This window comes from Pseudomonas sp. HMSC066A08 (assembly GCF_001813025.1).
In the GTDB taxonomy this organism is placed as follows: Bacteria; Pseudomonadota; Gammaproteobacteria; order Pseudomonadales; family Pseudomonadaceae; genus Pseudomonas; species Pseudomonas aeruginosa.
Genome location: NZ_KV811339.1, coordinates 20809 through 39900 on the forward strand (window position 1 = coordinate 20809; position 19092 = coordinate 39900).

The window sequence follows — 19092 nt, forward strand, 5'->3', positions numbered from 1 at the left end:
GTCTCAGAAGGCCCTGACCACCAGGGCCGTGATGTTGTCCGGGGCGCCGCGGGTCAGGCCCAGGTGGACCAGGCTGCGGACCACCGCATAGGGATCGCTGTGGCTGAGCACGTCGCGCAGTTCGCTGTCGTCGGCGGTCTTGTTGAGGCCGTCGCTGCAGAGCAGGAAGCTGTCGCCGGGCAGCACGTGCAGCCCGGCTTCCGACAATTCCAGCTGCTCGTGCACGCCAACCGCGCGGGTGACCACGTTGGCGCGCGGATGGTGGCGCGCCTCTTCCTCGCTGATCAATGCGTTGTCGAGCAGCTCCTGGACGTAGCTGTGGTCCCGCGAGATGGCCTCCAGCACGCCGCCGCGCAGGCGGTACAGGCGGCTGTCGCCGGCCCACAGGCAGCTCGCCTGGTTGCCGCGCGCGGCGAGCAGTACCAGGGTGCTGCCCATCACGCTGACGCCACGCAGGCCGGCTTCCTGGCGAACCCGCTCGTTGACCTGGGCGAGGCCGGTGCGCAACGCGCCGACATAGGCCGGTAGCGAGGAGGCCGCCGGGATGCGCCGCAGGGTATCGACGATCAGGCTGCTGACGAAGTCGCCGGCGGCGTGGCCGCCCATGCCGTCGGCGACCACCCAGAGTCCCGACTCGGGGGCGTCGAGACTAGCGTCTTCGTTGACCTTGCGGACCATGCCGACGTGGCTGTAGCTGGCCGACCTGTAGTAGCTGACTGAGTTGGGCACCATCAGTTGTCCTTAACCGGGTATGCCGGGAAAGAGCGGGATCACCTCGCCCTCTCCGGTGAGGAATCGTCCGAACGCCGGCGCCGGCGGCAGGCCCTGGTAGCGCATCAGGCCGGCGGAGATCCGTGCCGAGCCGCGTCCCCACCAGTGGCTGGCGCCGTCGCAGGCGTGCTGGGCCAGCGCGGCGAGGCGCTGCGCCGGGGTCACCGCTTCGCTGCGCAGCAGGTTGCCGCTGATCAGCGATTGTTCGATGCGCGGTCCGCAGGGAGGTGGCGGGAGCTGCGCCACCGCCTGCTCGAAGGCCTCGACCTTGGCCTCCGGTTCGAGGGTGGAGAGCAGCAGGCTCTCGACCTGCTCGAACCAGCCGTCGTCGCCGCCGACCAGCCCGCCGAGGTCGGTGTTCGCCGGCAGCAGGCAGGCGACGGTCAGCGGGAAATAGCGACCGACCCGGTCGATGCTCGGCATCACCACTCCGGTCACCGCTTCGCCGCCGAGCAGGCCGGGGGCGATGGCGAAGCGCCACAGCGGGCTGGTCAGGTAGGCGTCGAGCCAGGCCGCGCCGAGTTCGTCCTGGCTGGCGCGCATGCCGCTGGCCAGCCAGGCGTCCCAGGGTTCGACGAAGGTGTTCGGCAGGCCGCGGCTGACGAAATCGCCGCGGCCGGCCAGCTTGCCGTAGAAACCGACGCTGTTCAAAGGCGCTCCGGGAGGCTGAAGCCGGACACGACCCGGCTCTTGAAGGGGTTGAAGGCGCTGCTGGCGCGCAGCTCGCAGGCGATGCTGGAGCCGTCGATGCGCAGCCGCAGGGTGAAGCGGTCCGGCGAGTTGCCGCGTTCCAGGTCCGACTGGTCGAGCAGGCGGAACCAGGCCCAGGGGCCCTCCAGGGTCAGGCCGGAACGGCCGCTGCTGGGCGGCGGCGTCACGGTCAGGCGGACCACGCCGAGGCCGTTGGCGCTCGGCCACTGCATCGCCACCGGGCGGCTGGGGCCGTGGTCGTAGGTCAGCTGCTGGCCGTCGAGGTCGAGGATGAACTGGCTGATCGCCGCGTCCATGGTCACCGGCTTGAGCTCGAAGCGCACCGTCGGTTGCATGCCGCCGGAGCGGAAGAAGGCGTCGCGGATCGCCGCTGCGCGCTGGAAGGTGTGCAGCACGCCGGGGTTGATGCCGAGCTTCTGCGCCGCGCCGGGCTGCCAGCGCCAGGTGCTGGCGGAGGTGTCGACGTAGGGTTGCAGGTACTGGCGGAAGTAGCTGTCCATCACCCCGCCGGCACCGAAGAAGTGGCCGAAGTCCTCCAGGGTGGCGTCGCGCGAACTGCCGGCGGCGATCGGGTAGCGCCCGGCCAGGGACTGCCGGTAGACGCTGACCACGTCGCTGATCCAGGCCGCGTTGAGCTGGTTGCGCACGCTGCCCATCATGCTGCTGGTGGTGGAGTTGACCACGTTCTTCACCAGGCCCTGGACCACCGGCGGCTGGCGCTCGGCGCTGAGGGCCACGCGCGAGGCGGCGGCGGCCACCTGGTTCTTGGCGTCGCCGAGCAGCGAGTCGCCGCTGGCTCCGGCCATGGCGCTGACCTGCACGTAGAGCGCGTTCATGTCCTCCAGCAGGCTGTCGATCGGCGCCGGCTCGTTGCCGCCCTCGCCCTTGCTGACCAGGCTATTGAGTTCGGCGAAGTGGGCGCTGATCGGGTCGCTGTCGACTTGCCGCGGCTGTTCGCGGGTGCCCTCTTCCTCCTGGCCGACCAGCGAGCCGAGGCGCTGCTTGAGCTTGTCCACGGTGCCGTCGGCGGCCTTCTTCACTTGCGCGGCGACCAGCCGGTCGCCCTTCTGCAGGTCGGTCTCGCGGGCCACCGCCTCGAGCAGCTTGCGGAACGGCGAGGTCGGCCCGGAGAGAATGCGCAGCACGTCGGCGGCCTGGGTGACATTGGTGATCGGCACCACGGTGAGGTCGGCGAGCAGGTCGTCCCACTGCCGCAGGTAGTCCTGGAAATACAGGCGACGCACGTCGAGGGCCAGGTTGGCGGCGTCGCCGGCATCGTTCAGGTCGCGCCCGAGCACCCACTGTTCCTCGGCGATGGTGCCGGCCTGGCTGAGGCTGGCGGTGAGGAACACCTCGCGATAGCCGCGGTAGGTGAAGAAGCCGCTGAGCGGGTCGGTGAGCGGCTTGCCGCTCTTGCGCGCGAACACCAGCGGCGCGTCGCGGCCGGCGGCGTCGCTGATGCGGAAGTCGGGCACGTCCTTGGGCAGCCTCTGCCGCTTGACCCGGTCGTAGACCCGCTGCGCCACCGGCAGTTGCTGCAACTGGCGGCGCAGGTCCTCGACCAGGTCCTGGTCCAGGCGCGCCGACGGCGGCCGCCGTTCGAGCAACGCGTCGAGGTGCGCGTGCAGCGCCTGGCGCTGTTCCGGCGAGAGGTCGCGCGGCAGGTTGCGTTCCCAGTCGAGGCTGATCCAGGCCTTGATGAAGTCGGCGTCGTAATGGTCCGGACTGCCGAGCATCAGGTAGGCCTTCAGGCCCTCGTAGAGGAAATCGCTGCTGCCGCCGGAGCGCAACTGTTCCTCGATGCGGGTCACCAGGCGCGGGGCGAACACCGCGATCAGCAGCTTGCGGTAGACGCTGGCGGACTCCTCGCCGAGCATGTCGCCCTGGTACAGCCCATAGCCTTCGGCCCAGCTCGGCGCGTCGCCGGCGAGGTTCTGCACCGCGTTGAGCTGTGGCAGTACGGCCAGGACGTCGCGCTGGGCCGGGCTCAGCGACTCGATGCCGCGCGCCAGCGGGTCGACGCGCTGGTCGACCGCGGCGATGTAGCTCTGGTTGGCGCGGTAGCTGGCGATCCATACCGCCGTCACCGCCAGCACCACCAGCGCGGTGGCGCTCAGCGCGCCGATGGTCAGCCACTTGCGGCGGCGCTCGACCTTCGGGTTGGTGCCGACCAGGCCGCGTTCGCCGAACGCCACTTCGCGGAACAGCCGCTCGATGAAATAGCTGCGCCCGGTTCCGGTCTGCCGCGCCAGGTGCTGGCGATCGAGGTTCATCGACTGCGCCATGCTGCCGATCAGGCGGTCGATCGGACTGCCTTCCTGGGTTCCGCTGGTGAAGTACAGGCCGCGCAACAGCGGGCGTTCCTCGTAGGGGTTGGGCTTGAACACGCCGTTGAGGAACTCGCCGAGGCATTCGCGCAGGGCGGCGAATTGCTGCGGGAAGCCGTAGACCAGGTCGCGCCGCGCCGGGTCGCGCTCCTGCTGCAGGCGTTCCACCAGGCGCGCGGTGAGACGCTGTTCGAGCAGGGCGAATTCGCTGTCGAACACCGCCAGCGGGCCTTCCGCGCTCTTGCCGTCGTCGAGGGCGAAGGTCATCCCCCAGACCTGCGCGCGTTCCTCGCGGTTCAGGCTGTCGAAGAACTCCATGAAGCCCGGCACCAGGTCGAACTTGGTCAGCATCACGTAGATCGGGAAGCGTACCCCGAGCTGCTGGTACAGCTCCTGGATGCGCGTGCGGATCGCCTGGGCATGGGCGGCGCGCTCGGCGTCGCTGCCCAGCAGCAGGTCGGAAAGGCTGATGGCGATGAACGCGCCATCGATGGGGCGGCGCTTGCGCTGGGTCTTGAGCAGGTCGAGGAAGCCCAGCCAGGCGGCCTTGTCCACCTGGGCGTGGCTGTCCTGGGTGGTATAGCGGCCGGCGGTGTCCAGCAGCACCGCTTCGTCGGTGAACCACCAGTCGCAGTTGCGCGTGCCGCCGACCCCGCGGATCGCCCCGGCGCCCATTTGCGCGGCGAGCGGGAAGTCCAGGCCGGAATTCATCAGCGCGGTGGTCTTGCCCGAACCGGGCGGGCCGATGATCACGTACCAGGGCAGCTCGTACAGGTTGCGCCGCTCGCTGCCGCCCAGCTTGGCCCGCTTGAGCAGGGCCAGGGCCTCGTCCATGCGTTGCTTGAGGGTCGCCAGTTCTTCGGCGGTGGCGACGCTGGCGGCGTCCGGCGCGCTGACCTCGGCGAGACTCTGCATGACCTTCGCCGCGTTGCGCCGGGCCTGCACGATGCGCAGCACGCGGAAGCCGATCCAGACCAGGAACAGCAGGACGATCAGCACCCAGCGGCTGGTCGCCGAGACCAGCGGTTCGTAGTTGCCCAGGCGCAGCAGCGGGCCGAGGAACCAGATGATCAGGCTCAGGGCGAGCAGGCCGAGCACCGGCACCACCCAGCGCGCGAAGAAGTTGAGGAAGCCTTTCATTGCGCGCCCTCCGCGAATACGGTGATTTCCACCCGGCGGTTGCGTGCGCGGCCTTCGGCGCTGGCGTTGGTCGCCACCGGCTCGGTGTCGCTGCGCCCTTCGGCGGTGAAGCGGCCGGCGTCGCCGGTGGTCGCGCCGAGCAGGTCGGCGACCTCCTGGGCGCGGGCCTGGGACAGTTTCCAGTTGGACGGATAGCGCAGCGTGGCGATCGGCCGGTTGTCACTATGGCCGGTGACCAGCACCTGGCCCTTGACCTTGCGCAGGGCGTCGGCGATGCGCAGCAGCAGCGGCTGGAACTCGTCGCGCACGCTGGCGCTGGCGCTGGCGAACAGCTCGTCGCCGCGGATGGTCACCACCGAGCGGTCGACGGCGTCCTCCACCGCCACCCGCTGGGCCTTGATGTCGTCGGCGAGGAAGCGCGCCAGGCGCGGCCGCTCGATCACCCGCGGCTGCACCGCCGGGCGGTCGATGGCCTGCACCGGGATCTCGCCGATGGCGTGGATGCGCTTGAACACCGGCTCGGCGTCGGCGGCCAGTTTCATCCGCAGGCCGAACAGCAGGGCCAGCAGCAGGGCCAGGCCGATGGCGATACCGACCCACGGCGGCAGGTATTGCGAAAGGCGGTCGCGCATCACACTGAGGCCGCGCCAGTGCGGCGACAGTTCGTGCTCGTACTCGCCGCGGGTGCTACGGATCACCGCCGCGGTGCGCTCGCGCAGCGCCTCCAGTTGACTGCGGCCGTCGTGCATGACCCGGTAGCGGCCTTCGAAGCCGAGGCTGGTGCACAGGTACAGCAGCTCCAGCAGATGCAGGCGCTGGTGCGGGTTCTGCAGGCAGTGTTCGAGCAACTGGAAGACCTTCTCGCCGCCCCAGGCCTCGTTGTGCAGGGTGATCAGCAGGCTTTGCTTGCCCCAGTCGCTGGTGCTGCCCCACGGTGTGCTGAGCACCGCTTCGTCGAGGGCGGTGCAGAGCACGTAGCGCGCCAGCATCACTTCGTCCGGCGCCACGCCGGCCTGGCGTGCCTTCTCCTCGAACTGGCGCAGGTAGCCGAGCAGTTGCGCGCGCAGGCTGGCCGGCGCCGGATGGGCGATGGTGTTGCGCAGGCGGGTGAGCATCGCCAGCAGCGGGCCGGCGGCCTGCTCCAGCGGGTTGAGGCCGTCGCCGCGGCCGCTCAGCGGCGCCAGGCTGGCCATCGGCGGCGGCGTGTAGGGATCGCCGCCGCGGGGGCCGCCGGCCGGTTCCGGGGCGCGGCCGCCGGGACGCGGCATGATCATGGTGCGGTCGTCGGGCGGGCTTCCGTTGCCGCCGCCGGCCGGGGTGCCGAAGGGATCGTCGATGGGAGGCATCGTTGCTTATCCTCGAATGGCCCAGAAGGCCAGGTTCAGCCCGGGGAACTGGCCGGCGATGTGGAAGGCGAAGCCGCCGGAGTGCGTCAGCTGCTTCCAATGCGCGCTGCCGCGGTCCAGTTCGAAATAGGTGGAGCCGGCGTGGTAGGGGATCTGCCGCGGCGCCACCGGCATCGGCAGCAGGCCGATACCCGGCAGCTGCAGGTTGACCAGGTCGCGGATGTGCTCCACCGAGCCGACCTTGGCCTGCTGCGGGAAGTGCCCGCGCAGGCTCTCGCCGGGGACGTCGGCGCGCACCACCAGGACGAAGCTGGCGTTGTCGATCAGGCTGCGGTCGCTGAGCATCGCGACGTGCACGCCGTAGGCCTTCTCGACGATCGGGATGGCGATCGCCTTGGCGTCGATCACCGTCGCCAGCGCCTGGCGCAGGGCGAGCATCACCGGGGCGAAGCTGGCGGCCAGGTCGTCGTGGTTGTACACCGGGTACTCCTCGGGACGCCGCTGGCTGGCGGTGAAGGTGCAGAACTCGCCGGCCAGGGCCACCAGTTCGCGGTACAGCTCCTGGGGGTGCAGCGGGCGCACGCGGGACAGGTGACCGGTGAGGGCCTCGGCGCGGTTGACCAGTTGCAGCAGCAGGAAGTCGGCGATTTCCGAGGCGCCCCCGGCGCTGGATGCCACCACCCGCCCGGCGAGGGCTTCGCCGCGCTGGTGGAGCAGGCCCAGCAGCTCCTTGGCGAAGGACGCCAGGGGCGGCGCGGCGGCGATGTCGAGCACCGGCGGCAGGTAGTCCTCGTCCAGGCTCAGGGCCTGGTCCGCACGCTTCTCGCGGACCCGCGCGACGCCCACCGCGGCGTATTCGCCGAGGCCGTCGCGCTCGGTCAGCAGGCGGAACGCCTGGCTGCCCAGGGCCACCGGTGCGCGGCTCTCGAAGGCGGCATTGTCGTCGCGCACTTCCTGCACCTGGCTGACGTAGCGGGCGCCGCCGAGGGCCTCGCCCTCCTCCACCGTGTCGCGGGTGCCGACCCGCTTCAGCGGCAGGCCGAGGTAGACGATGCCGTCGCGCAGGCTTTCCTCGACATTCAGCGGCGCCGGCGCCGGATCGTCGGCGGGGATGTTGAACGGCGTGCCATCCGGCAGCACGCCGCGGGCGCTGACGATGGCCAGCTTGCCCTGGGTCAGCAGGGCATCGTCCAGCTTCAGCTCGGAAAAGCCCCAGCCGCCCGCCAGGAGCGAGCGGCAGCGGCCATCCACCAGGGTTTCCAGGTAGCGGTCGTGCTGCTGGAAATGCTGTGGCCGCAGGAACATGCCTTCGGACCACACCACGCGGTTATTCCAGGACATAGGGACTCCGAAGGTTCAGGGCGCGGGACGCGCGACGATGCCGATGGCCTGCGCGCCGAGCGTGATGTCGAGATGGCTGGTGCGTTGCCCCGGCACGTCGAGGACCTGGCGCCAGGTGGCGCGGTCGAGGTCGCGGTAGGCGGCGACGAAGCCGAGCTGGCGGGTCTGCTCGTCGAGCGTGCGTTCGATGCGCCGTTCCTCGCCCGGACGCAGGAGGAACTCGTCCTGCTCCACCAGGTCGCCGCCGAGGGTCGACTGGGCGTTGTCGGTGAGGGCGAAGTAGTCGGCGCGGCCGAACGCGGTGTCTTTCTTCAGCTCGTACAGCCGCAGGCGCAGCGGCGCCGCCTGGCCGGCGGCGGACGGGTTGAGGTTCGGTGCGGCGTGGAGCCAGATCACCACCCGGGTCGGCGGGGTTTCCGGCGGGCTGGACGAACAGGCGGCGAGCAGCAGCCCGAACAGCGCGACGATCAGTTTCTGCATGGTGTCGTCCTCATTGACGTTGTTTCTCCTGGTGTTCGTTGGCGTCAGGAACGCCGTAGTCGAGCGCTGTGTTCCTCGTAGGCGCGGCTGAATTCGCGGCCGAAAAGCTCCTGGAAGTCGTCCTCCGCCTCGCGCAGGATCTTCGCGTACAGCTCGGTGAAACTGTCCCAGTTCTGTGCCTGGCGGGCTCCCGGCAGCAGGCCTGAAAGCCCGGCCGGCTTGCCGAAGCGGGCTTCCAGCGCGGCCGGTTCGAAGCGCGCCAGCAGGTGGCGGATGGCGGCCTGCACGCCGGCCATCACCGCCAGCTGGTGCGCCTTGAGGTCTTCGAAGCTGTCGGCCACCGCGCGATCCGGCGCCATGAACGCCTGGTTGTCGCGGCGCAGCAGGAGCAGCATGGCTTCGTCGACGTTCGGCGCGAACTTCAGCGGGTTGTTCTGCACCGGCTGGATCATGGTCTGCGCCATGCGGAACTCGCCCTTCAGGCTGGCCCGTGCGCGCAGCACGTCCACCAGTCCTTCCACCAGGCCGCGATAGCTGCGGCCGATGGCTTCCATCTGCGCTTCGGCGCCGGCCGGGTCGACCTTCAACTGGGTCATGCCGGCGCCGCGCAGGAACGCCTGCAGCAGGTCGCCGCCGGCCGTCGCGGCGGCGCTTGCCGGCGGCGTCGGCGCCTCCACGCTCGCTGGCTGTGGCTGTGGCTGTGGCTGTGGCTGTGGCTGTTGGGTGATCCCTGGGTCGGCGAAGGGCATCGCCAGCGGCGTCGGTTCGGCCGTCGGCAGCGGCTGGGCGACGGGCGTGGCGCTTGGCGCGGGCGTGTTGCCGAGCAGTTCGGCGAACGGGTCCCAGTCGGCCGGAATCAGCGGTGCGCCGCCAGTGGGCGGTGGCGCCGGGGTGGTCGCGGGGGGCGGCGGGATCACCGGTTCCGGCGGGCGGAAGTCGTGCTGTTCGGCCGGTACATGGTCCGGACGCGGCGCCGCGCCGGGCGGCGGCGGGGTGAGGAAGTCGAACAGGTCGGGCTTGGTGTCCAGCGGCGAGCCGCCCTGGAAATGCGCCGTCACCGCGGGGTGCGGGGTGGGCGCCGGTTCGGCGAAGGCAGGCGCCGATCCGGCGGCCTGCCGGCTCATCAGGGCGTCGAAGCTGGTGAACGGATCGGTCTGCGGATTGCCGCTGCCGGGCAGGGCGATGTCATGGCCGAGCTGGACGAGGATGTCGTATTCGCCGAGGCGGACGGTCTCGCCGTCCTGCAGCGGCTCGCTGTTGCCGCGGCGCAGGCGGTGCCCGGCATTGACCAGCAGCACGCCGTTGGTGCTGGTGTCGGTGAGGTAGTACACCCCGTCGCGGTTGAGGATGGTGCAGTGGCGGCTGGAGACCAGGCGCTCCGGGTCCGGCAGGACCCAGTCGTTGTCCGGGCCCCGACCGATGGTCAGCTGTCCCTGGTCCAGTACCTTTTCCGAACACTGACCGGGGGTCAGCTTGTGGTAGCTGGTGATGGTCAATCGCAGCGGCATTGCTACTCCTTGCATTGCCAGCGCCCGGCTCTTCCAGGCGCTCACCCCCGTGCCCGAGGGATTTCGGTTCGCATCCAGGCTGGCCCGACGGCTTTCCGGCGTTTCGTCGCCTCGGGAAGACACCTCGGGTGGTACCGGATTATAAAAGACTAATCCTACGTCTTTTAAAGATTTGTCCGATCTGCGGTGTCATGCAACTAGTGGCGTTGTGCCTTCCTTGACAAGCCTTGCGGCATGCCACAAGAATTTTGCCAACCTTTCGAGTCATCCGATATTCATCAATGGCTCCCACAAGATCCGACGGAGTGGATCTTACAAGCGAAGGTGAGGGCCGCGCAGCGGCTCCGATGATAGGGAGATCGTCACCGTGCTGGATGTACCCGTTTTGCTGGCTGCCGTATCCCCGGACTCGCCCTGTGGCGACGATCTGGAGTACGACGCCGCGTTCCTCGAACTCGAACGCATCGCCCAGGGCCAACCCGAGCGCCAGATGGGCGATGCCGTGCTGCCCGCCGAACCGCCGGAGTGGCCGCGCGTACGCGCGCTGGCCAGCGAACTGTTCGGCCGTAGCAAGGACCTGCGGGTAGCCAACCTGCTGCTGCAGAGCAATGTCGCCCTCGACGGCCTGGACGGGCTCGCCGACGGCCTGCTGTTGGTCCGCGAGCTGCTCGGCCAGTACTGGGACGGCGTCTATCCGCTGCTCGACGCCGATGACGACAACGACCCCACCTTCCGTATCAACGCCCTCACCGGCCTGGTCGCCGAACCGCTGCTGCAACTGGTCTGGGCGATCCCGCTGGTGCGCTCGCGGGCGTTCGGCCCGGTCAACCTGCGCGCCGCGCTGAACGCCGCCGGGCTGCAACGCTTCGCCAGCGAGACCCTGAGTCCCGAGCAGATCGCCGGCGCCTTCGCCGATGCCGACGCCGATGCGCTGGCCGCCACCCGGCGCGCCCTGGAGGGCGCCCAGGAACATGCCCTGGCCATCGAGAGCGGCGTCGCCGAACGGGTCGGCTCGGCCCAGGGCCTCGACCTCGGTCCCCTTCGTCAACTGCTGCGCCAGGCCCTCCAGGTGTTCGACCTGTACGGCCCGCAGGGCGCCGGCGAGCCCTTGGCGCCGGGCGCCGAAGCGGCCGCCGACGAGCAGGGGGGCGCCGCGCCTGTCGCAGTCGTCGCCGCGCCGGCACCGCGTGCCAGTGGCGAGATCGCCAACCGCGAAGACGTCCTGCGCCAGCTCGACCGCCTGCTCGAGTATTACGTTCGCCACGAGCCGTCGAGCCCGGTGCCGGTGTTGCTCAAGCGCGCCAAGACGCTGGTGACGGCCGACTTCGCCGAAATCGTGAGGAATCTCATCCCCGATGGGATTTCCCAGTTCGAAACCCTGCGAGGCCCGGAAAGCGAGTAACGCCTAGCGGCCGTCCGGGCCAACGCTGCAAGCCGCCGGGGCGATTCCGACGGCGCTAACAACCGCCGTCGCGCGAGGGAGAAACAAGATGGGAAGCACTACCAGCAGTCAGAAGTTCATCGCCAGGAACCGGGCGCCACGCGTGCAGATCGAGTACGACGTGGAACTGTACGGTGCCGAGAAGAAGGTCCAGCTGCCCTTCGTCATGGGCGTCATGGCCGACCTCGCCGGCAAGCCCGCCGAACCCCAGGCGGCGGTCGCCGACCGCAAGTTCCTGGAGATCGACGTGGACAACTTCGATGCCCGGCTCAAGGCGATGAAGCCGCGGGTGGCCTTCAACGTACCGAACGTGCTGACCGGCGAAGGCAACCTGAGCCTGGACATCACCTTCGAGAGCATGGACGACTTCAGCCCCGCCGCGGTGGCGCGCAAGGTCGATTCGCTGAACAAGCTGCTCGAGGCGCGTACCCAACTGGCCAACCTGCTGACCTACATGGACGGCAAGACCGGCGCCGAGGAAATGATCATGAAGGCGATCAAGGACCCGGCCCTGCTTCAGGCCCTGGCCAGCGCGCCGAAGCCCAAAGACGACGAGCCGCAGGCGTAAGAGGATTCCAGCATGGCCGAATTGAGCACCGAGAACCTGGCCCAGGGCCAGACCACCACCGAGCAGACCAGTGAGTTCGCCAGCCTGCTGCTGCAGGAGTTCAAGCCCAAGACCGAGCGCGCCCGCGAAGCGGTGGAGACCGCCGTGCGGACCCTCGCCGAGCATGCCCTGGAGCAGACCAGCCTGATCTCCAACGACGCGATCAAGTCGATCGAGTCGATCATCGCGGCGATCGACGCCAAGCTCACCGCGCAGGTCAACCTGATCATGCACCACGCCGACTTCCAGCAACTGGAAAGCGCCTGGCGCGGCCTGCACTACCTGGTCAACAACACCGAGACCGACGAGCAACTGAAGATCCGCGTGCTGAACATCTCCAAGCCGGAGCTGCACAAGACCCTGAAGAAATTCAAGGGCACCACCTGGGACCAGAGCCCGATCTTCAAGAAGCTCTACGAAGAGGAATACGGCCAGTTCGGCGGCGAGCCCTATGGCTGCCTGGTCGGCGACTACTACTTCGACCAGTCGCCGCCGGACGTCGAACTGCTCGGCGAGATGGCGAAGATCTCCGCCGCCATGCACGCGCCGTTCATCTCCGCCGCCTCGCCGACGGTGATGGGCATGGGCTCCTGGCAGGAACTGTCCAACCCGCGCGACCTGACCAAGATCTTCACCACCCCGGAATACGCCGGCTGGCGTTCGCTGCGCGAGTCCGAGGACTCCCGCTACATCGGCCTGACCATGCCGCGCTTCCTGGCGCGCCTGCCCTACGGGGCGAAGACCGATCCGGTAGAAGAGTTCGCCTTCGAGGAAGAAACCGACGGCGCCGACAGCAGCAAGTACGCCTGGGCCAACTCGGCCTACGCGATGGCGGTCAACATCAACCGCTCCTTCAAGCTCTACGGCTGGTGCTCGCGAATCCGCGGCGTCGAGTCCGGCGGCGAGGTGCAGGGCCTGCCGGCGCACACCTTCCCCACCGACGACGGCGGCGTGGACATGAAGTGCCCGACCGAGATCGCCATTTCCGACCGCCGCGAGGCGGAGCTGGCGAAGAACGGCTTCATGCCGCTGCTGCACAAGAAGAACACCGACTTCGCCGCCTTCATCGGCGCGCAGTCGCTGCAGAAACCCGCCGAGTACGACGATCCGGACGCCACCGCCAACGCCAACCTGGCGGCGCGCCTGCCCTACCTGTTCGCCACCTGCCGCTTCGCCCATTACCTGAAGTGCATCGTTCGCGACAAGATCGGTTCCTTCAAGGAGAAGGACGAGATGCAGCGCTGGCTGCAGGACTGGATCCTCAACTACGTCGACGGCGACCCGGCCCACTCCACCGAGACCACCAAGGCCCAGCACCCGCTGGCGGCGGCCGAAGTGGTGGTGGAGGAAGTCGAAGGCAATCCGGGTTACTACAACTCGAAGTTCTTCCTTCGCCCGCACTACCAGCTCGAGGGACTGACGGTATCGCTACGCCTGGTATCCAAGCTGCCTTCGGCCAAAGAGGCCTGAGGCATTCAACGACAGCGCCTGCCATGGTGGCGGGCGCTTGCATAGCGTAGTGGCGCGAGCCACACGGGAGGAAAGATGGCTGTTGATATGTTCATCAAGATCGGCGACGTCAAGGGTGAGTCCAAGGACAAGACTCACGCCGAGGAAATCGACGTGCTGGCATGGAGCTGGGGCATGTCCCAGTCCGGGTCGATGCACATGGGCGGTGGCGGCGGCGCCGGCAAGGTCAACGTGCAGGACCTGTCGTTCACCAAGTACATCGACAAGTCCACGCCCAACCTGATGATGGCCTGCTCCAGCGGCAAGCACTATCCGCAGGCGAAGCTGACCATCCGCAAGGCCGGTGGCGAGAACCAGGTCGAGTACCTGATCATCACCCTGAAGGAAGTCCTGGTGTCCTCGGTGAGCACCGGCGGCAGCGGTGGCGAGGATCGCCTGACCGAGAACGTGACCCTGAACTTCGCCCAGGTCCAGGTCGACTACCAGCCGCAGAAGGCGGATGGCGCGAAGGACGGCGGTCCGGTCAAGTACGGCTGGAACATCCGCCAGAACGTACAGGCCTGATGAGCCGGCTGCCGGTCATGGCGTGGCCAGGCCATGCCGTGGCCGGTGCGAGCGCCCGCCATGCCGGGTGCCTAAGGCGCGCGCGGCGCGCCGCGGACCTCGTCCGCCCGACCTCCTGCCGGAGGTACTGAATTCCACCGGGTCGTCCGTCGCGTCCGCCGGGCGCCATGGCCGACCCTTCATTCGCATCCGGGCGCCTGGGCTCCCGGCTACAGGGAAGTATCGCGATGATCGCCGAAGAACTGTTGCGCGCCGGGCGCCTGGACGATGCCTTGAAAGCCTTGCAGGAACAGGTGCGCAGCCAGCCGTCGAACGCTACCCTGCGGATCTTCCTGTTCCAGCTGCTGGCCGTGATGGGCCAGTGGGCGCGGGCGCAGAACCAGCTCAAGGTGGTCGGCGAACTGGATGCCTCGGCGCTGCCGATGGTACAGACCTACTCCACCGCCATCGACTGCGAGGCGCTGCGCCGCGAGGTGTTCGCCGGGCGCCTGACGCCGGTGATCCTCGGCCAGCCGGCGGAATGGATCGCGCCGCTGTTGCAGGCCCTGAGCCTGGACGCCGAAGGCCATGGCGAGGCCGCCCAGGCCCTGCGCGAGCAGGCCTTCGATGCCGCGCCGGCGGTGCCCGGGCGGATCGGCGAAGCGCCGTTCGCCTGGCTGGCGGATGCCGACACGCGCCTCGGCCCGGTACTCGAGGTGATCGTCAACGGTCGCTATGCCTGGTTGCCGATGAGCAACCTGCGCAGCCTCAAGGTCGAGGCGCCGAGCGACCTGCGCGACCTGGTCTGGCTGCCGGCCGAACTGACCCTGGCCAACGGCGGCGCCACCGTCGCGCTGCTGCCGGCGCGCTACGCGGAAACCGTCGAGCACGGCGACGACGCCGCGCGCCTGGGGCGCAAGACCGAATGGCTGGACAGCGGCCTGCCGCTCGGCCAGCGGCTGTTCGTCACCGATGCCGGCGAGACCGCGCTGTTCGACCTGCGTGAGCTGGACTTCGAGCCGACGGACGCCTGACATGGCCGAACTGACCCTCCAGGAGCGCCTGCAGCCGTCGCTGCTCGACCGCCTCACCGACGACGAGCCGGGCAACCTCAAGGAAGCCGCGGAGCGCCGGGTGCTGACCCTGAGCCAGTTGAAGGCCTCGGTGCTGCGCGACCTGGCGTGGCTGTTCAACACCACCTCGCTGTTCGACCACGGCCCCGCCGCACGGATGCCGGCCGGCAACTCGGTGCTCAACTACGGGCTGCCGGCGCTGGCCGGGCACACCGCGTCGAGTGTCGACGTGCATGCCATCGAGGCGCTGCTCACCGAGACCATCGCCACCTTCGAGCCGCGCATCATCCGTTCTTCGTTGCGGGTGCGCGCGCAACTGCTGCCCGGCGAGATGGACCACAACGCCCTGAGCTTCGAGATCGAAGGCGATCTCTGGGCCGAACCGGCGCCGCTGCGCCTGCTGCTGACCACCAACCTGGATCTGGAGACCGGCCACGTGCGCGTCGCCCAGGGCGAGCGGAGGCGTACATGAACCCGCGCCTGCTCGAGTACTACAACCAGGAGTTGCAACACATCCGCGAAAGCGCCGCGGAGTTCGCCGAGGAGTTCCCGAAGATCGCCGGGCGCCTGTCGCTGTCCGGCTTCGAGTGCGCCGACCCCTACGTCGAGCGCCTGCTGGAAGGCTTCGCCTATCTCACCGCGCGGGTCCAGCTGAAGCTCGACGCGGAGTACCCGACCTTCACCCACAACCTGCTGGAAATCGCCTACCCGCACTACCTGGCGCCGACCCCGTCGATGACCGTGGTGCAGTTGCGCCCGGACCCCAACGAAGGCGCCCTGAGCAGCGGCTTCAGCGTCGAGCGCGGGGCCTCCCTGCGCGGCCAGCTCGGCCCCGATGACCAGACCGCCTGCGAATACCGCACCGCCCACCCGGTGACCCTGTGGCCGCTGGAAGTGGCCCAAGCCGACTACTTCGGCAATCCCGCCGCGGTGCTCGGCCGCCTCGCCGCCAGCGAGCCGCGGGCCAAGGCCGGCCTGCGCATCCGCCTGCGCAGCGGCGCCGGCATCCCGTTCGACAGCCTGTCGCTGGACGCCCTGCCGCTCTACCTGCACGGCGCCGACGAACAACCCTACCGCCTCTACGAACAATTGCTCGGCAACGCCTGCGCGGTGTTCGTCCGCGCCCCGGACAATGCCTGGGTCGAACGCCTGCCGACGAGCAGCCTGCGTGCGCGCGGCTTCGACGACGAGGACGCGTTGCTGCCGGTGGTGCCGCGGGCGTTCCAGGGCTACCGCCTGCTGCAGGAATACTTCGCCCTGCCGGCGCGCTTCCTGTTCGTCGAGTTCTCCGGCCTGAACCGCGCCCTGCGTCGATGCCACGGCGAGGAGCTGGAACTGGTCGTGCTGTTCGGCAAGCACGACCAGCGCCTGGAGGGCACGGTGGACGCGGAGCAACTGGTGCCGTTCTGCACCCCGGCGATCAACCTGTTCCCGCGCCGCTGCGACCGCATCCACCTGTCCGACCGGGTCAACGAGCATCACGTGATCGTCGACCGCACCCGTCCGCTGGATTTCGAGGTGCATTCGCTGCAACAGGTGAGCGGCCACGGCAGCGGTCCGGAGCAACCCTTCCAACCGTTCTACGCGGTGCGCGATCCCGCGCGCTACGGCCGCGAGCAGGCCTACTTCAGCGTGCGCCGCGAACCGCGCGTGCTGTCCAGCAAGCAGCGGCGCAAGGGCCCGCGCTCGACCTATGTCGGCAGCGAGACCTTCGTCGCCCTGGTCGACGCCAACCAGGCACCCTATCGCCACGACCTGCGCCAGCTCGGCGTCGCCGCGCTGTGCACCAACCGCGACCTGCCGCTGTTCATGCCGATCGGCGCGCACAAGAGCGATTTCACCCTGGAGGACAGCGCCCCGGTCATGCAGGTGCGCTGCCTCGCCGGACCGAGCCGGCCGCGCGCCAGCCGTGCACACGATGCCAGCGCCTGGCGGCTGATCAGCCAACTGTCGCTGAACTACCTGTCGCTGGCCGAGCGCGGCCAGGGCGCCGCCGCCCTGCGCGAGCTGCTGCGGCTCTACGGCGACAGCGGCGATCCGGCGCTGCAGCTGCAGATCGAGGGCCTGCGCGAGGTCAGCAGCAAGCCCTGCACGCGGCGCCTGCCGATGCCCGGGCCGATCGTCTTCGGCCGTGGCCTGGAGATCACCCTGGACTTCGACGAGAACGCGTTCCGCGGCACCGGGGTGTTCCTTCTCGGCGCCGTGTTCGAGCGCTTCCTGGCACGCTACGTGTCGATCAATAGCTTTACCGAGACGGTGCTGCGCACCGGCGAACGGGGCGAGGTGATGAGATGGCAGGCGAAGCCGGGCAGCCGTCCGAATCTCTGAACCTGCTCGCCGGGATGGCGGCGGCGCCCTGGGACTACGACTTCTTCCAGGCGCTGCGGCGCATCGAGTGCGAGTCGCCGCAATTGCCGCGCCTCGGTCATTCGGTGCGGCTGGCGGACGACCCGCTGCGCCTCGGGCAGAAGCCCGACTGTACCTTCGCGCCCTCGACCCTGGCCTCGGTGGGCCAGGCCGGCGCCGCTGCGGTGCCGCGCCTGGACCAGTTCTTCTTCGGCCTCACCGGCCCCAACGGGCCGCTGCCGCTGCACCTCACCGAATACGCCCGGGAACGCCAGCGCAACGTCAACGACGCGACCTTCAAGCGCTTCATGGACGTCTTCCATCACCGCCTGCTGACCCTGTTCTACCGGGCCTGGGCGGAGGCGCGGCCGGAGATCAGCCACGACCGGATCGACGACGACTACTGGTCGGCGCGCCTCGCCGCGCTGTCCGGGCGCGGCATGCCGAGCCTGCGGGGGCGCGAGCCGCTGGCGGACACCGCACGCTACTACTACACCGGCCACCTCGCCGCGCAGACCCGCTACCCGGACGGCCTGCGGGTGATCCTCGCGGAGTATTTCGAGGTCCCGGTGGCGGTCGAGGAATACGTCGGCCAGTGGCTGGAGCTGCCCGAGCGCAGCCGCCTCGGCGTCGACTCGACGAGCCTGGGCATGGACGTCTGCCTGGGCACCCACGTCTGGGACCGCCAGCACAAGTTCCGCCTGCGCCTGGGTCCGCTGGACCTCGATCAATACCAGCGCTTCCTGCCCGACGGCGACCACTTCGTCGAGCTGGCCGCCTGGGTCGCCGAATACCTGGGCGAGGAGCTGGACTGGGACGTCAACCTGGTCCTGCAACGCCACGAAGTACCCCCGCTGGGCCTGCAGGGCGGCGGGCGGCTCGGTTTCAACACCTGGCTGGGCGATCCCGGCCAGGACGCCAGGGATCTACTGCTGGCCCGCCAGTACGCCACTGCGCGGCCGCACGAGCACAAGGAGAAGGAACATGAGTGAGATCAGTCGCGTTGCGCTGTTCGGCAAGCTGAACAGCCTGGCCTACAAGGCCATCGAGGCCGCCACGGTATTCTGCAAGCTGCGCGGCAATCCCTATGTCGAGCTGGTGCACTGGTTCCACCAGATCCTCCAGTTGCCGGACTCGGACCTGCACCAGATCGTCCGCCAGTCCGGGATCGACCCGGCGCGCCTGGCCAAGGACCTGACCGAGGCCCTCGACCGCCTGCCGCGCGGCTCGACCTCGATCACCGACCTGTCCTCCCATGTCGAGGAGGCGGTGGAGCGCGGCTGGGTCTACGGCAGCCTGATGTTCGGCGAGAGCCAGGTGCGCACCGGCTACCTGGTGATCGGCATCCTCAAGACGCCGAGCCTGCGCCATGCCCTCACCGGGCTGTCGGCGGAATTCGCCAAGCTCAAGGTCGAGGCGCTCACCGAGCGCTTCGACGAGTACGTCGGCGCCTCGCCGGAGAACGGCCTGTCGGCCAGCGACGGCTTCAACGCCGGCGCCGCCCCGGGCGAGGCCAGCGGCGCCATGGCGCCGAGCGCGATGGGCAAGCAGGAGGCGCTCAAGCGCTTTACCGTGGACCTCACCGAGCAGGCCCGCAGCGGCAAGCTCGACCCCATCGTCGGGCGTGACGAGGAGATCCGCCAGTTGGTGGACATCCTCATGCGCCGCCGGCAGAACAACCCGATCCTCACCGGCGAGGCCGGCGTCGGCAAGACCGCGGTGGTGGAAGGCTTCGCCCTGCGCATCGTCGCCGGCGACGTCCCGCCGGCGCTGAAGGACGTCGAACTGCGCGCCCTCGACGTCGGCCTGCTGCAGGCCGGGGCGAGCATGAAGGGCGAGTTCGAGCAGCGCCTGCGCCAGGTGATCGAAGACGTGCAGAGTTCCGAGAAGCCGATCATCCTGTTCATCGACGAAGCCCACACCCTGGTCGGCGCCGGTGGCGCGGCCGGCACCGGCGACGCCGCCAACCTGCTCAAGCCGGCCCTGGC

The 19092-nt window shown here is 69.2% G+C and carries 16 protein-coding genes; 9 read left to right on the forward strand and 7 right to left on the reverse strand.

Annotated features, from left to right (window positions below; translation table 11 throughout):
- Nucleotides 1–3 precede the first annotated feature (3 nt).
- Genes pppA through tagH form a run of 7 tightly spaced genes read right to left on the reverse strand, consistent with a single transcriptional unit; the run spans nt 4 to nt 9624 of the window.
- Complete coding sequence (pppA, locus tag HMPREF2886_RS22980; protein ID WP_033968168.1) at nt 4–732, reverse strand: serine/threonine phosphatase PppA; 729 nt, start codon at nt 730–732, stop codon at nt 4–6.
- A 9-nt stretch (nt 733–741) separates the two neighbouring features.
- Entirely contained in the window at nt 742–1422 is a 681-nt protein-coding gene (tagF, locus tag HMPREF2886_RS22985) for a type VI secretion system-associated protein TagF (RefSeq protein ID WP_070748446.1), read from the reverse strand.
- Entirely contained in the window at nt 1419–4949 is a 3531-nt protein-coding gene (gene tssM, locus HMPREF2886_RS22990) for a type VI secretion system membrane subunit TssM (RefSeq protein WP_070748448.1), read from the reverse strand. Before tssM ends, tagF begins: the two co-directional genes overlap by 4 nt.
- Nucleotides 4946–6295, reverse strand: coding sequence for a DotU family type VI secretion system protein (locus HMPREF2886_RS22995; RefSeq protein WP_003115051.1), 1350 nt, complete (start codon nt 6293–6295; stop codon nt 4946–4948). The genes tssM and HMPREF2886_RS22995 overlap by 4 nt, the downstream gene beginning before the upstream one ends.
- Nucleotides 6296–6301: 6 nt before the next feature.
- Complete coding sequence (gene tssK, locus HMPREF2886_RS23000) at nt 6302–7636, reverse strand: type VI secretion system baseplate subunit TssK (RefSeq protein WP_003115052.1); 1335 nt, start codon at nt 7634–7636, stop codon at nt 6302–6304.
- Between the two features lie 15 nt (nt 7637–7651).
- The gene (gene tssJ / locus HMPREF2886_RS23005) at nt 7652–8116 is read right to left on the reverse strand and encodes a type VI secretion system lipoprotein TssJ (protein ID WP_003083660.1); all 465 of its coding nucleotides are present in this window, start codon (nt 8114–8116) and stop codon (nt 7652–7654) included.
- Between the two features lie 44 nt (nt 8117–8160).
- The gene (gene tagH, locus HMPREF2886_RS23010) at nt 8161–9624 is read right to left on the reverse strand and encodes a type VI secretion system-associated FHA domain protein TagH (protein ID WP_070748450.1); all 1464 of its coding nucleotides are present in this window, start codon (nt 9622–9624) and stop codon (nt 8161–8163) included.
- Nucleotides 9625–9991: 367 nt separating this feature from the next.
- Between tagH and tssA the strand changes: the two genes are divergently transcribed.
- The 9 genes from tssA to HMPREF2886_RS23055 all read left to right on the forward strand — a co-directional run.
- Nucleotides 9992–11026, forward strand: a complete 1035-nt coding sequence (gene tssA / locus HMPREF2886_RS23015) for a type VI secretion system protein TssA (RefSeq protein WP_033968162.1) — start codon at nt 9992–9994, stop codon at nt 11024–11026.
- A gap of 88 nt (nt 11027–11114) precedes the next feature.
- Nucleotides 11115–11633 (forward strand): type VI secretion system contractile sheath small subunit, encoded by a 519-nt coding sequence (tssB, locus tag HMPREF2886_RS23020; RefSeq protein WP_003083666.1) that lies wholly within the window; start codon nt 11115–11117, stop codon nt 11631–11633.
- 12 nt (nt 11634–11645) lie between these two features.
- Nucleotides 11646–13142 carry a type VI secretion system contractile sheath large subunit gene (gene tssC, locus HMPREF2886_RS23025; protein WP_003104973.1) on the forward strand — a complete coding sequence of 499 codons (1497 nt, stop codon included), beginning with the start codon at nt 11646–11648 and terminating at the stop codon, nt 13140–13142.
- Between the two features lie 75 nt (nt 13143–13217).
- Nucleotides 13218–13706, forward strand: coding sequence for a type VI secretion system receptor/chaperone Hcp (hcp, locus tag HMPREF2886_RS23030; RefSeq protein WP_003083670.1), 489 nt, complete (start codon nt 13218–13220; stop codon nt 13704–13706).
- Between the two features lie 167 nt (nt 13707–13873).
- Nucleotides 13874–14719, forward strand: coding sequence for a type VI secretion system accessory protein TagJ (gene tagJ / locus HMPREF2886_RS23035; protein WP_079387633.1), 846 nt, complete (start codon nt 13874–13876; stop codon nt 14717–14719).
- 1 nt (nt 14720) lies between these two features.
- Nucleotides 14721–15230, forward strand: coding sequence for a type VI secretion system baseplate subunit TssE (gene tssE, locus HMPREF2886_RS23040; protein ID WP_003111625.1), 510 nt, complete (start codon nt 14721–14723; stop codon nt 15228–15230).
- Entirely contained in the window at nt 15227–17086 is a 1860-nt protein-coding gene (gene tssF, locus HMPREF2886_RS23045; RefSeq protein ID WP_033968161.1) for a type VI secretion system baseplate subunit TssF, read from the forward strand. Before tssE ends, tssF begins: the two co-directional genes overlap by 4 nt.
- Entirely contained in the window at nt 17050–18096 is a 1047-nt protein-coding gene (tssG, locus tag HMPREF2886_RS23050) for a type VI secretion system baseplate subunit TssG (RefSeq protein ID WP_033977385.1), read from the forward strand. The genes tssF and tssG overlap by 37 nt, the downstream gene beginning before the upstream one ends.
- Nucleotides 18089–19092 (forward strand): AAA family ATPase (locus HMPREF2886_RS23055; RefSeq protein ID WP_139148421.1); only part of this gene is annotated, 1004 nt, incomplete at its 3' end. The genes tssG and HMPREF2886_RS23055, both read left to right, overlap by 8 nt.

Excerpts from the sequence above, each read along its gene's own strand:
- pppA (WP_033968168.1), bottom strand. The coding sequence starts at position 732 with ATGGTGCCCAACTCAGTCAGCTACTACAGGTCGGCCAGCTACAGCCAC.
- tssM (WP_070748448.1), bottom strand. The coding sequence starts at position 4,949 with ATGAAAGGCTTCCTCAACTTCTTCGCGCGCTGGGTGGTGCCGGTGCTC.
- HMPREF2886_RS22995 (WP_003115051.1), bottom strand. The coding sequence starts at position 6,295 with ATGCCTCCCATCGACGATCCCTTCGGCACCCCGGCCGGCGGCGGCAAC.
- tssK (WP_003115052.1), bottom strand. The coding sequence starts at position 7,636 with ATGTCCTGGAATAACCGCGTGGTGTGGTCCGAAGGCATGTTCCTGCGG.
- tssJ (WP_003083660.1), bottom strand. The coding sequence starts at position 8,116 with ATGCAGAAACTGATCGTCGCGCTGTTCGGGCTGCTGCTCGCCGCCTGT.
- tagH (WP_070748450.1), bottom strand. The coding sequence starts at position 9,624 with ATGCCGCTGCGATTGACCATCACCAGCTACCACAAGCTGACCCCCGGT.
- tssB (WP_003083666.1), top strand. The coding sequence starts at position 11,115 with ATGGGAAGCACTACCAGCAGTCAGAAGTTCATCGCCAGGAACCGGGCG.
- tssC (WP_003104973.1), top strand. The coding sequence starts at position 11,646 with ATGGCCGAATTGAGCACCGAGAACCTGGCCCAGGGCCAGACCACCACC.
- hcp (WP_003083670.1), top strand. The coding sequence starts at position 13,218 with ATGGCTGTTGATATGTTCATCAAGATCGGCGACGTCAAGGGTGAGTCC.
- tagJ (WP_079387633.1), top strand. The coding sequence starts at position 13,874 with ATGGCCGACCCTTCATTCGCATCCGGGCGCCTGGGCTCCCGGCTACAG.
- tssE (WP_003111625.1), top strand. The coding sequence starts at position 14,721 with ATGGCCGAACTGACCCTCCAGGAGCGCCTGCAGCCGTCGCTGCTCGAC.
- tssF (WP_033968161.1), top strand. The coding sequence starts at position 15,227 with ATGAACCCGCGCCTGCTCGAGTACTACAACCAGGAGTTGCAACACATC.
- tssG (WP_033977385.1), top strand. The coding sequence starts at position 17,050 with ATGGCAGGCGAAGCCGGGCAGCCGTCCGAATCTCTGAACCTGCTCGCC.